The sequence below is a fragment of the Methanosphaerula palustris E1-9c genome (genome assembly GCF_000021965.1).
Classification (GTDB): Archaea; Halobacteriota; Methanomicrobia; order Methanomicrobiales; family Methanospirillaceae; genus Methanosphaerula; species Methanosphaerula palustris.
In genome coordinates this window covers 1,819,300-1,832,641 of the sequence record NC_011832.1, presented here as the reverse complement: position 1 = coordinate 1,832,641, position 13,342 = coordinate 1,819,300, and the positions used below count along the sequence as shown (strand labels likewise).

At 51.1% G+C, this 13,342-nt stretch carries 10 protein-coding genes and 1 tRNA gene; 5 read left to right on the top strand and 6 right to left on the bottom strand.

The window, feature by feature from the left end:
• Positions 1–10: 10 nt before the first annotated feature.
• Both MPAL_RS08755 and MPAL_RS08750 read right to left on the bottom strand, forming a co-directional pair.
• The gene (locus MPAL_RS08755; protein WP_236610357.1) at positions 11–766 is read right to left on the bottom strand and encodes an energy-coupling factor ABC transporter ATP-binding protein; all 756 of its coding nucleotides are present in this window, start codon (positions 764–766) and stop codon (positions 11–13) included.
• A 470-nt stretch (positions 767–1,236) separates the two neighbouring features.
• Positions 1,237–1,575, bottom strand: a complete 339-nt coding sequence (locus MPAL_RS08750; RefSeq protein WP_048145879.1) for a cupin domain-containing protein — start codon at positions 1,573–1,575, stop codon at positions 1,237–1,239.
• 539 nt (positions 1,576–2,114) lie between these two features.
• Here MPAL_RS08750 and MPAL_RS14570 point away from each other — a divergent pair.
• Complete coding sequence (locus tag MPAL_RS14570) at positions 2,115–4,742, top strand: carbohydrate-binding protein (protein WP_158303659.1); 2,628 nt, start codon at positions 2,115–2,117, stop codon at positions 4,740–4,742.
• A gap of 54 nt (positions 4,743–4,796) precedes the next feature.
• On the opposite strand, the gene MPAL_RS14565 is transcribed toward MPAL_RS14570, so the two are convergent.
• Positions 4,797–7,142, bottom strand: a complete 2,346-nt coding sequence (locus MPAL_RS14565; RefSeq protein ID WP_012618381.1) for a PAS domain S-box protein — start codon at positions 7,140–7,142, stop codon at positions 4,797–4,799.
• A 217-nt stretch (positions 7,143–7,359) separates the two neighbouring features.
• Entirely contained in the window at positions 7,360–8,715 is a 1,356-nt protein-coding gene (gene ftsA, locus MPAL_RS08735; RefSeq protein ID WP_012618380.1) for a coenzyme F390 synthetase, read from the bottom strand.
• Positions 8,716–8,840: 125 nt separating this feature from the next.
• Here ftsA and MPAL_RS08730 point away from each other — a divergent pair.
• Positions 8,841–8,912, top strand: a tRNA-Gly gene (locus MPAL_RS08730).
• A 173-nt stretch (positions 8,913–9,085) separates the two neighbouring features.
• Here the strand turns inward: MPAL_RS08730 and MPAL_RS08725 are convergent.
• Positions 9,086–9,613 carry an archaemetzincin family Zn-dependent metalloprotease gene (locus MPAL_RS08725; protein WP_012618379.1) on the bottom strand — a complete coding sequence of 176 codons (528 nt, stop codon included), beginning with the start codon at positions 9,611–9,613 and terminating at the stop codon, positions 9,086–9,088.
• 16 nt (positions 9,614–9,629) lie between these two features.
• On the opposite strand from MPAL_RS08725, the gene MPAL_RS08720 reads away from it, so the two are divergent.
• A complete protein-coding gene (locus MPAL_RS08720) occupies positions 9,630–10,052 on the top strand; it encodes a UPF0146 family protein (protein WP_012618378.1) in 423 nt (140 codons plus the stop codon).
• On the opposite strand, the gene MPAL_RS08715 is transcribed toward MPAL_RS08720, so the two are convergent.
• Positions 10,026–11,375, bottom strand: a complete 1,350-nt coding sequence (locus MPAL_RS08715) for a replication factor C large subunit (protein WP_048145875.1) — start codon at positions 11,373–11,375, stop codon at positions 10,026–10,028. The two genes, MPAL_RS08720 and MPAL_RS08715, sit on opposite strands and share 27 nt — an antisense overlap.
• Positions 11,376–11,457: 82 nt before the next feature.
• On the opposite strand from MPAL_RS08715, the gene MPAL_RS08710 reads away from it, so the two are divergent.
• Entirely contained in the window at positions 11,458–12,450 is a 993-nt protein-coding gene (locus MPAL_RS08710; protein ID WP_012618376.1) for a methanogenesis marker 2 protein, read from the top strand.
• An 8-nt stretch (positions 12,451–12,458) separates the two neighbouring features.
• Positions 12,459–13,199, top strand: coding sequence for a methanogenesis marker protein Mmp4/MtxX (gene mtxX / locus MPAL_RS08705; RefSeq protein WP_012618375.1), 741 nt, complete (start codon positions 12,459–12,461; stop codon positions 13,197–13,199).
• The last annotated feature ends 143 nt before the right edge of the window (positions 13,200–13,342 follow it).

The window sequence follows — 13,342 nt, the reverse complement described above, 5'->3', positions numbered from 1 at the left end:
TCTGATGCCATCATGAGGTGATCGCTTCGAGCAGGTCTTTTTGCGTGATCGGGTGCTGGTCTGGCTGAACGCCTTTTTTCTGGCAATAGGCTCGGTATAACGCCACCACCTGGGGTTCTATCAGTGAAGCTTCGGCCAACAGGGGCTGATTGTAGAAAATCTCCTCCGCAGACCCCTCTGCGACCACCGACCCTGCCTTGACAATGCAGATCCTGTCTGCGATTCTGGCTGCCAGATCGAGATCATGGGTTGAGATCACAATACTGATGTTGAACTGGTCGCGTAACTCACAGATGATCTTCTCTACGATCGCGGCATGGGACGGGTCAAGATCTGACATCGGTTCGTCCATAGCGATCACTGCCGGTTTCATGGCCAGCACCCCTGCGATGGCGGCCAGCCGCTTCTGTCCACCACTCAGATAAGCCGGTATCTTCTCTGCAAGGTCCAGGGCCCCAACTGCGGACAGCGCTTGTGTAGCCTCGATGCGCGCATCTTCGGGAGATAGTCCAAGGTTCAACGGCCCAAACATCACATCATCGAGAACCGTCGGAGCAAAGAGTTGGTCCTCTGCACGCTGGAAGACGAGTCCGACTGTCTTCCAGAGGGACTTCTTCATCTCCTGCGTGACCTCTTCTCCCCGGATCTGAACCCTCCCTTCGGCAGGTTCGAGCAGCCCATTCAGGTGTTCGATAAGGGTCGACTTTCCAGCACCGTTAGCTCCACAGAGTGCGACGATCTCATGCTGGTAAACGCGAAAACACATCTGGTGAATACCCACAGACCCGTCTGGATAGATATGGCTGACACAATCGATATGGACAAGTTCAGACCCATGTTCCGATTTGTTTTGAATGCAGCAGTGCTGCTGTTGCTGTTTTTCCATGTATGATCATCTCAACGGGATCGGTCTGATCCCAAAAGGGAGAGATCCGCCTGCAAAGGTTCCAACCAGCAGATCGTCAGGTCTGCTGATTCCCTGAAATGGGGTGGCAATATTGTAGATTCTGATTTCAGAGTATAACACGTTCTGCATATATTGTTCTTCCATCCCGATCTTGTGTACCTCCTGATATTGCGAGGGATCTTCACCTTTTTTATTTCTTCAGTACTGGAGTTCACCACCTCATTAATATATTGAAGTGACAGGATCAATACCGAAAGTTCTCTCATTGAGAGGAAATCAAACTACCATCCTCTTAAGGAAGGTGGGGTTGTTCGTCTGTTATTATCAGTTTATCGATTGCAGGGGATACAGATCTCATCTGCTTTATCCCACATCGGGTCGACAATCGCCAGAAACTCCAGGTCTTTTTCTCCCGTGTTGCTGATGAACTGGACCGATCCTGCCGGGATGACCACTGCCTGTCCAGCATCTATGGAATCAGCCTGTTCGTCGATATGCATCAGTCCCTGCCCTCTGATCATATAATAGACCTCAGCACTGTTCTTCAGGAGACGAGGTAGTGTCGACTCACCCTTTAATACAAATACATGGGCAAGCCTGTATCTGATCTTTATGTCATCCTGAGTCTTTCCGGGGTGGATCAGTTCACAAAGGAGTGAGTTGTCCATTACCCGAATATATGGGGAGGTAGCGGTATCATAGATCAACAGGGGAGTATCTGGTACCTGTTTGTAGTCTCCTGTAAAAAATCTCCCTCATCAAAAAGAGGTTCCTTTGATTGTCAGGAGCAAAAACTTTAAGCGCTGGATAGTTGCATTAGGTAACAATTAAACATCTGGATCTGCATTGTTTGAATAATTGTTATAAAATGCAGTATCTATTACAGTATCTGCTTTGATTGCTGTTTCGGGACAGTTGGATTCTTCACGCTCTGTGCCTTGTCAGAGAAACATGTTTCCCACCTGCAGGGTGGTCCAGGAATCGTGATCAGATCAGGTGATGAGTGGTGGGGTAAACGGACCTATTGAGGGTGATGAAGGGGATGAACAGGGGTTTCGGCAGATGGTATAACTGGATTCTCGGGTGTATGATCATACTCCTGCTGCTGGTTATGGTGATGGGGGGTGCCTCTGCTCAGGAGGTATATGCAGGGGTAGGGATATCTGGGGTTTCGAATAACTCTTCTTCTGCGGTGCAATTACCGGTCATGCATCAGAATGATTCCACGCTGAAGCATCAGATCGATCAGTATGAGACTGCGCCAACTGTCTCTCTTGACACTGCAGGGGTGCTGAAAGCTCGCTTAGGCCTTAGCAGATCTCAGAATCTCCTCCCCTATCTTGATTATAATGCTATCCAGAGGGATCAGAACCCGACGGGGAACTGCTGGGTCTGGGTTGGTACCGGCTTGATGGAGATCACTCATCAGGTAGAGGATGCAATCAGGGATCCCCTGTCCATTCAGTACTTTGATTCCACCTATCATGGTGGGGCAGGATTGACCTGGGCCGGGAATGGGGGAACCCTGGCTGACTTTGTCAATTTTTATCAGCAACAGAAGATAGCAGTTCCTGCATCCAATACCAACGCTTCGTTCAAGGACAATACCTACTGGTGTAATGATAACAACCAGGCCTGGGTAAAGGCATCGGATATCGCAACAGATCCTCACTACTCGATCGCTTCGATCCAGGAGCAGAAGATCCCTACCCGGAGTATCGGAACAGAGGCTGCCATTGCAAATATCAAGACTGTTCTGGACAGTAACAAAGGAGTCTATTTCGCATTTCGGCTTCCGAACGAACAGGCATGGAATGACTTCAACAAATTCTGGCTTGAAGGGAACCAGTCAGCGGTCTGGAACCCCGATCTCTATGATGGTAATCCCTGGGAATCCTGGAGCGGAGGGAGCCATGCAGTCCTCTGTGTTGGGTACCAGGATACTGATCCTGCAAACAGGTACTGGATCATGCTCAACTCCTGGGGGAATGCGTTTGGGAATCGGCCGAGCGGCCTCTTCCGGGTGAAGATGGATATCGATTATGATGCCATGTTCACCTCCTCGATGTCGATCCCTGCAACTGAGTGGGAGACGATCGATATGAATTATTCACCCTCCCCACAGTCAACATCGATCGAGAAACCCTATACCACCCATACAGTCCCCTGCAGGGTTGAAGCAGAGGATTATGATTATGGAGGGGAGAACATCTCGTATTATGATACGACCAGTGGAAATTCGGGAAAAGTATACCGGAATGATGATGTCGATATCGAACAGACCACGCAGGCTGGAGGCTTCGATGTCGGCTGGGTCCGGAATGGCGAGTGGCTGCAGTACACACTCGACGTTCCCGAGGCCGGCGATTATGAGATGAGGATTCGATCCTCCTCACCGGGTGCAGGTGACCAGATTGTTGTCAGCGTCGATGGCATTGATGCTGGAACCCTGATCATTCCACAGACCGATTCCTTTGATAATTACACCAACGTATCCCTCCCGGTTAAGTTTTCAGCCGGGAGGCATCTGGTCAGGCTTACCTTCGCAGGTGATCGTCAGAACATCGATTACTTCGAGATCAATCCAGCCATTCCTGCTGAGCAGGGAGTGATCGATGGGAAAATATCTCTTGGGTCCACTCCATCGGGTGCAACGGTCTTCCTGGATAACGTGCTGGCCGGTATGACCCCGCTGACCATACCTTCCCTGCGCCCAGGCAGTCACCATCTGGACATTGCCAAGAGTGGATACCAGACACAACAACTGACAACTGTGATAAAGTCCGGGGAGACTCAGCAGATGAATGTTACCCTGTTAAGGAGTTATCCAGCCCCGTATGTGAACCATACCTTACCGGCTCTGATCGAGGCGGAGGACTATAATCTTGGTGGTGAGGGGATCGCCTATCATGACACGACGGCATGGAATGAAGGATCGGTTTATAGAAATGACGGTGTCGATATCGAACAGATTCATCCAACTGGCGGCTATAAAGTCTGCTGGATCAGGGATGGTGAGTGGCTCACGTATACGGTCACGATCCCTCAGGCAGGAAATTACACTGTCATATTTACTGGCTGTTCGATAACCCCGGAATCATCATGCACCCTCTCAATCGATGATACCACATTGACGACGGTCTCATTACCAGATACCGGATCCTCTGATCGCTTTGGAACAGTTCAGCGGATGGTGAGTCTGCCTGCAGGTGTTCACCTGCTGAAACTCTCATTTATTGGACGACAGGACGTTGACAATCTTCAGTTTGTGGCTGCAGGTCTACAGCCCCAGGTCTCTTCAACAACCGTGGCTACACCCGCCCCGATTTTGGAGACGCCTACGGTCTCTCCATCAGAGACATTCATCGTCAGACCGACTCCATCGGTAACCTTCGGCCAGTTCCAGTCACTTCCCGGTCAGATCCAGGCAGAGGATTTCGACACCGGTGGCGAGATGGTGGCATACCATGACACGACCTCAGAAAACCTGGGGGAATCGTACCGTGACGAGGGAGTGGATATCATTTTTAACCCAGTGGATGGGAGTAATAGTGTTACTGACATAGAACCCGGGGAATGGATCAGATATCCGGTTAATATCACGGAGAGTGGGGTCTATAATGCCAGCTTCAGAGTCGCGGCAAATGTGTCGGGTTCAACCGTTGATATTCTGATCGATGATTCCAATCTGAGTGCGGTTCAGGTGCCGGATACCGGATCTCTCTCTTCATTCACCTGGATAACCAGGCAGATCTGGCTTCCGGCAGGTCAACATATGCTCAGGTTAAAATTCAGTGGTCCGCTCTCGATCGATACAATGAAATTTACTCCGTGAAGATGGTCTGAAATTTAGACAGATCCTGTTTGCCTGGGTAAATTCAGTATCTGCTCACTGTGAAGAATCAGGTTTTCTTTTTCGAAAACTGCCGTTGGGGAGTGTTATTTCAAATCTGACCCCCTCGTTTTCCTTGCCGGTCTCGCGGATTTTAATACCGGTCATCCCGAGGATCTCTCTGATCAAAAAGAGTCCAAGGCCTGTATTCTTTCCAAAACCATGGGAAAATATCAACTCTTTCTGCTTCTCCTGGACTCCACAGCCGTTATCTTCGTAGACTATCATCATTCCCTGCTCACATGGTAAGGCGCTGATGTTGATCTCGGTCACATGATGACCATGCCTGATAGAATTTTCAACGAGGTTGTAGAAAACTCGGTCGAGGAGGGGGTCTGAATAAACCTCAAGGTCTCCAAGGGCGAGTGTGAATGAGAGATCATTGATATCGATCTGGGCGATACCTCTCATCAGACTCTCCCGTACGTTCATGAAACCTGGTCGTTTCGTCCCCATCTCCTGGTAATCCCTGGTGAACTCAAGTTGTTCTCTGATGTTCTGACATCCGAGATCAGCCTGAGTCAGCGGTATGAGAACTGCGGGAGGGGGGGAATTGTCCTGGGCGAGCATAATATATCCCTGAATGGCGGTCAGCTGGTTCAGCATATCATGGCGGGAGATCCGGGCCAGCAGGGTCATCTTCCGGTTTGCAAGTTCCAGGGCCGATTCGGCCAGTTTCTGTTCGGTGATGTCACGTCCAACAGATTGATACTCAAGCACGTTTCCAGCTTTGTCAAAGATGGCGCGATCGCTCCATTGCTGCCAGCGTACCTCCCCTGATGACATCACACATCGGTTTGCGATAGTTCCGACTGGATGCTCCGGGGTGAGTGATTTAAAAAAGTCCTGAACCCGATGGATATCATCTTTATACAGAACAGGAGTGAATGTTTGGCCGATAATCTGATCATAGGTCCTGTTGAAGTAAGTACAGTATGCTTCGTTGACGAATGTGAAGGTACAGTCTGGGAGAAACCTGCAGATGAACTCGGTCTGATCATTGATCATCGCCCGATACCAGTTTTCACGTTCAAGGAGTGCTTCCTGTGCCATCTTCTGCTCTGTGATATCGATCAATGAGGCGACACTCCTGCTGGTTCGGGGTATCATCCCAACAGTGAGGATCACCGTCCTGACCTCGCCATTGGATGAGATGAACCGAGCTTCATAGGCCCATGGGGTGTTGTGCCCGTTTTTTCTTCTCAGGTCGTGATATTGCTCCATCTTCATCCGATCGTCACTATCAAAAAATTCTGTCCACTTTTTTTTCCCTTCAATCTCTTTTTTTGTCTGGCCACTGAGGGATGAGAATCCAGTATTCACCAGTGCAATGGTCTTGTCTTCTTCGATGAAGAGCATCGCGGTGCCACTGTATTCAAAGATGATCCGGTACTGGTCCTCCATCTCCCAAGCATGTATCTCTGTCCTCCTCTGCTCTTCCTCCCTCCTGAGTGCACAGATCCCGAAGCTGAGATCTGCCGCCAGTTGTGTCAGCAGGGCAACCTCTTCCTGATCGAATGCATCCGGTTGATCCGAGTAGATCTTCAGGACGCCCAGTTTCACCTCTCCCGAATGGAGCGGAACTGAAATTGAGGCTGCAAATCCCTTCAATAACGCATTTTTATTCAGAACTGTCTCATTATTTCCAGGTAGTTTTCGTGATACTGCCGGTTTGACTGTATTGAGTGAGGTCACGGTATCCTGGGTTAGGGGAATGGATTCCTTCCCTTCAGATCTATAGATGTCAAGGTACCCGCCGTCATCTCCGGCCCAACTGACCATCTGGAGGGGGAGTCCTTCCTCCTTCTGGTAACCGACCCAGGTGAACTGGTAACTCCCCTCTTCAATGATCACCCTGCAGATCGTCTCAAGGAGCTGCTTCTCTTCGGTTGCTCTGACAAGTTCTGCGTTGCATGCGCTGATCATCTGAAGGGCACGGTTCAGTCGTGCAAGTCTCTCATCGGCCCGGTTCTGTTCCACAGCCCGGTTTAGCATGTTTGAAAGGTCGGCGAATTGTGCATGGGGTGAACCTCCTTTCTGAAGATAAAAATTTGCACCATTATTCAGCGCTTCTATCACCACATCTTCGCGTCCTTTTCCGGTAAAGAGAATAAAGGGGAGTTTGTTGTATCTCTTCCTGATTTCAATCAGAAGTTCGATCCCATTCATTTCAGGCATCTGGTAGTCGGAGATGACTGCATCGTAATGACGGGCTGCAAGCATTTCAAGTGCCAGTTCTGGTTCCTGAATGGTCTCCACATTTAATTCACCCAGCCGCTCAAGGAAAACCTTCCCCAGTGACAATAGGGCTGGCTCGTCATCGACATAGAGGAGTGTGATCATGTAAGATCTGTCAAAAAGAGTATGGTATATTCATCTATGGTACTCACGGTGAAGCGCCTTTTTATCTATCTACTATTATTTCAGATTCTTTTTACTTGAATATGTCTATTTTATCAAGGATGAATCGGGGGAGATACCGATTGCTGTGTGTCAAAGATCATAAAAAAAAGAAAAAGAAAATCTCCTTATCAATTGAATGATATCTGTTCTGTGGTCTTCATCGTCGGTCGACGAATCTTCGCGGTCTTCCTTTCAGAGCGGCGAGTTCTAGACCTCCGGGAGAAGTGAAATTGAAGAGAATCGAGACCTGCAGGTCATCCACGGCTTCTCTGAGGGTGGTTCTTCTGGAGAGGAGGGTTGCAAGAAACCGCTCCTCAACCCCTCTCTTATCTGCGGTGACCGGGTCTCTGCATTCCATGCTCACGCGCAACATAGTCTCTTCCTGGTCGCCGCCCCCGTAGAGAAATGCTTCATACTCCCCGGTCAGGTCCTGCATATTTTCTGGGTGAAAGACCGCCTGTTCGATATCCACTCTGTTCAGCCAGGTCCCGCCGATCCATTTCGTCTCTGCCTCGCGCATTGGAGGTTCTATTCTGATATGGGTCCGTCCGCAGACACACTGGCCCTGTGACCGGATGATCGTGGTATCTTCAGTGTCATAGTTGATCAGGAGGGTACCGGTCTTTCCATCGACCGGGAGCAGATTGGTCAGAACAATTCTCCCACGGTCTCCATCATCGACAAATTTCTGCATCGCAGGGTCGTACAGGTCCAGATGGACCAGATCTTCAGGGACATGCAGCCCGGTCTGCTCCTTGCACTCCCCGCACATCGTCCCTTCGGTGCTGCCATAGGTGTTATAGATCGGACATCCCCAGAGCGTAGAAACATACTGTCGCGCCTCGTCAGCGAACCCTTCTCCACCGACGATCAATTTCTTTATCCCAGTTTCTTCGGGTTTGAGTCCTTCATTTTTCATCCGTTCTGCAAGGTGGAGGAGTTTGAAGACCGAACCGATGATCACGGTGGGTTGATAACTTTTTATCACCCTGGTCGGGAACGTGCAACTTCCTTCCGGGATCACCGTGAACTTCAAGCGATGTGCGGCCAAGGTCATGGTATTTGCACCGACGTTCATGCCATATGATGCACAGACCACGACTCGATCCCCGGGACCAATACCCTGAGAGACAAAGGTCCTGGCATACTTCTCTGCATATCGCTGCCAGTCCTGCCAGGTCAGGAAGAGCGATTTCGGAATGCCGGTGGTTCCGCTGGTCTCATGGATCGTGAAGACCTGTTCGAGAGGTACGCTTTTGAATTCAAATTTCTGGGTCACTGGTGGCTGATGTTCCCTGATCGTTACCCCTGATATGATCGGCAGGTCGAGCAGGTCTTCATGCGTGGTGATCTCCTCTGGGTTTATCCGGTGCTCCTTAAACCAGTGATGATAAAACGGTGAGTGCTCGTCGGCATAGGCTATCGTATATCTGACCCGTTCGTCTATTAATGCGTCTAATTCAGTTCGATCCATCGTTTCAACCGGTTTATTGAAGAACTCAAGCCCTGCCATGATCCCTGATACGGTTCTGATATGATAAAAAAAGGTGCACTGCCCTTTGCACCCGGTTTTCGGGATAATTCCGATACGTTTTTAATCAACTACACCATATCTTGTAAAGCACTTAGTGCGGTAATGCGCCGATAGTGTAGTGGTTATCACTAGGCGTTGCCAACGCCTAAACCCGGGTTCGAGTCCCGGTCGGCGCATTCGTTTTTCATAATTCTCTTTGAGAATATTCTATAACTACCAGCGATGGTTCTGTTCCTATCCACTCAATTTTTCCAATAGATACCTCATGTGTCCTTTCGTTATTGTATGTTACAGCAGGTGACCCTATTCAAAAAAGGACCGGGCTCTGAAATAAAAACGAGTTTCCTGGTCAGAGTGAGAGTTGCTGCTGACAACTGGAGCAGAGCATCTTCTTCTTTCGATCCAGTTCGTCGAGGGTATCGGGTTTGAACATGCAGCACTCTGGGTTGGAACAGTGTTCAAGACCGAGCAGGTGCCCCACCTCGTGCGCCCCCTCCTTGGCGATCCGATCGATCAGGTCGTCATCGTTCTCAGAGCGTCCATAATACCCGTTCCCAAGGCGCGCTGTTGAGACGACAGCCACCCCGTTGTTCGGGCGTGCTAGACCAAAGACAAAGTCATATCCTGGAATGTAGAGATCGCCGGCGATCACCAGCAGCATCAGATCTGATATTGCTGCGCAGGTCCGTATGGTGTCGATACAGGTCAACAGTTGCTGGGCATTGTACTGGCGCCGACTGGGATCATATCCCTTCAACAGTAGTCCTCCTTCGATCACGATCTCCGCGGGCATCTGAAGGATCATCGAGATACACCGCTGCACTGGCGCCTGAATTCCTGCAGGGGCTCGCTCATCCCAAAATATTTTGACACCCATCAGTATATCTCTAAAGATGGAGGGGTATAAACATATTGAGCATCTGATAGGCACCTACCTTGGCGCCCGGTATAAGGATGTGGTCGAGGTCGGGATCGGACAGAACACGGTCGCGGCAGAGGTAATCCGCGACGCCGACGTCCGGGTCCGTTGCACCGATGTACACCCACTCGATCCGCCGGCAGGGATAGATTTTACGCTGGATGATATCTTCGGACCGGATCTCTCCTTCTACTGGGGTGCTGATCTGATCTATGCAATCAGACCCGGGGTTGAGATGATCCCGTCCCTGATTGCGCTGGCCACAGAACTGGACGCAGATCTTGTCGTTTATCACCTTGGAGATGAAGTGTACCTGGATGGAGGGGTTACGATCGATTGTGGTGTGCGCCTTCATCAATATCGGGTATCTTCAGAACAGAGTGGCCTGATGGACTGAGACCTTCCGCTCTTCAGGTCCCTTCTCCTCCAGTGTATCCATCCGTTTTTTGGTCTTTTTCTCCTTCTTCTCACGCCCTTTCTGTTCTTTCTGCTGCTCTTTCAGAACGGTGGTGACGATTCCTGTCGATAGGGTCTTGTCATGGAGAAAGAAATTCAACTGGTCGGCATCCAGAGCCAGTTCTCTGACATAGCGCTCTGGTTGCTGTTCCACCAACGGCCCCATCTGGTCCAGGTACCACTCCCGCAGGGTCTGCTCTGATACATGGAGCAGTATCGAGAATTTTTTCATCAGGTTCTGACGGATCCCTTTCTGCCTCTTGGCGGTGCTCATCCGTTTCCATCGCTGGGGGGACTGGATCCGCGCGTGGATCCCTCTCCCATCCGCGGCAGCTGCGGTTCCAATGAGCATCAATGCGGATGCATACCGCCAGAGGGTGTAGTGTTGTCGACGGTAGGTGTCCCCGATGAAGAGGTCTGCATCTGCAAGGGACCGGTAAGCAGCGGCGATCGAACGCTGATCCGGGAGGTGCTCTAGGTTCGCCTCCAACCATTGGAGGATCGCATCAGGCTTGTCATCGACGGCATAAGACTGTTGCAATAACCGACGGTCCGGCTGCCCTGAGAAGACAGCCGTGATCAGATCGAAGATCGTTGACCGTTCGTCCTTCTGGGAGGTATGTATCGACGCGCTGTCGAGATGATCCCTCCCAATGGCGGTAGCGTATAGGGCGTTTACCGCAGCCCGAAGATCACCACGGGTGCTGCCTGCGATCTCGTGGAGTGCCTCATCAGCACAGATGATCCCCTCAGATGCACAGATGAACCTGAGCCTTGGCACAATCGAGCGCGCCTGCAAGGCTTTGAACTGAACCAGTTCACACCTGGTTTTGATCTCCCCGGGAAGGGCGTAGATGTCGTTTGCTATCAGGATCAATGGCTGATAGGACTGTCGGATCAGATCGACGATCGCCCGCGCCCCCCCGCGGTCGGCGGTCCCCTGTAGGTTATCCGCTTCATCGAGGAGGATCAGTTTGTGCGCAGCTCCAGTCAAACTCCCCGAGGTGCTGCCCTGCCCTGCAATCCGGTCGATTGCCCCTTTTGTCCGCTGATCACTGGCATTCAACTCGATCATCTCCCAGTCCATGTCATTGGCCAGCGCGTAAGCACTCGAGGTCTTTCCGGTACCTGGCTTTCCATACAACAGCAGCGGTTTACTTTTTTTCGACCAGGAAGCAGCCCAATCAACCATCTGCCGTATTGCTGGGGCATTTCCGGTCAGATCCCGGATATGTTCGGGGCGGTACTTCTCTGTCCAGTCCATATCCATACTTCGTTCGATAATCAAATTAATTATGTCTGATGAGACAACATACCATAAGAGAATCAAGGATGTTGGTACTATCGTGGTAATTTCCCATTCCACAGCGAAGATCGCAGAAGCCGTCAGAGAATACGAGGGTGTGAAGCGGAAGCATGATATCGGAGGGATGGTCAGGGCTTTCCAAATCGATGCACCGCAGGTCGTAGCATCGTTTGGTGAGGATGCAGCCGTGATCAAACAGGATCAGAACGCCCTGCTTCTGGCAGCTGATGGAATCTGGAGCAGGTTGATGGAGGTCGACCCGTACTGGTCGGGGTACTGTGCTGTGCTGGTGAACATCCATGATATCGCAGCGATGGGGGGGAGACCCCTCGCGATGGTGGATGTCTTCTCGATCGCTGACCGTACGATCTGCGATCAGGTGATCCGGGGGATGCGGGACGCGTCCCTTCAGTTTGGTGTCCCGATCGTTGGCGGTCATCTTCATCCGGATACACCGTATAGTGTGATCGATCTCTCGATCCTCGGGATCGCGCGACTCGACTCGGTGATATACAGTCACACGGCAGCGCCTGGCGATCATGTGATCGTGGCGATCGACCTCGACGGGCGTGTTCATCCCTCCTGCGCGCTGAACTGGGATTCTGTGACGATGAAGACGGGGGCCTATGTCAGGGCGCAGATCAGCCTGCTCCAGGAACTGGCTGAGGCTCATCTGGTGACCGCTGGTAAGGACATCTCGAACCCTGGAGTTATCGGCTCGCTCGGGATGATGCTTGAGGTGAGTGGGATGGGTGCTGAGATCCGTGTAGATGCGATTCCCCGCCCCGACCTTGAGAAGTTCAACCTCTCATTTGAGCACTGGGTGCGGATGTACCCTGGGATGGGATTTGTGCTGACTGCACGGCCTGAACATATTGAGGAGGTATGCAGGCGTTTCTCGGCAGTTGGAATGACTGCCTGTGTGATCGGTGAGGTCAATGCGAGCAGTTCTCTCACTCTGACAGGAGCTGATGAGACGGTCACAGTCTTTGATTTTGCAGCCGATGGGATCATGCGGCTGACTTCTCAGTAGGTGTGCCATTGATCATTGGGATTGGGGTAGCCCTGGATCAACAGAAGGTGATTGCCAGCATTGCGGCATTGAATGGTGTCGCGGAGGTGATCTGTTACACATCAACAGATCTTCCGCCATCCCCGCTCTATCGTGTGGTACGATCAGACTCACCTGAGTGTGCCCTGATCAGCGATCTCAGGGACGGTGTTATCGATGCTGCAGTCAGGGGCTCTCTTCCAGCCAATGCCACGCTCGGTCTTCTCCGAAACATGATGCAGGTCGAACATCTGGAGCGGATTGCACTTCTTGAGACTGTCTCCGGTCAGAAGTTTCTGCTCGCCCCGGTTGGGGTTGACGAGGGATGGACGATTGCACAACGGGTGTCTCTCGTGGAAAAGGCCAGGAAAATTGCAGGACGATTTGGCCTCTCCTCTGAAGTGGCGGTTCTCTCTGGTGGTCGGTACGGCGATGTGGGGCGGCATTCGATCGTCGACCAGAGCCTCGCAGCAGGGGAACTGGTGGCAAAAGTGGCAGGTGCTATCCATTATGAGATCAGGATTGAGGATGCCGTTGAGTCCTGTGGTGTGGTGATCGCTCCTGATGGCATCGCTGGAAATCTGATCTTTCGGACGCTTACCTTCCTTGGAGGAGGAAAAGGGCATGGTGCGCCGGTGGTAAATATCGATAAAATTTTCATTGATACTTCGCGCGCCTCTCCAGATTATACCAATGCGCTATTGCTTGCCGTATCGATGTTTGATTGGTAAATCTGCGAAATTTGATGGTCTATTGCAGATCTAGATGTAATATGCCCATATTTTTGCATATGCACTCTTTTCTGTCATTATACCCGGTGAGAACGGAGGAGTTACTCCCAAAAGGGGATCGGAGGATGAATTACTGGATTCAA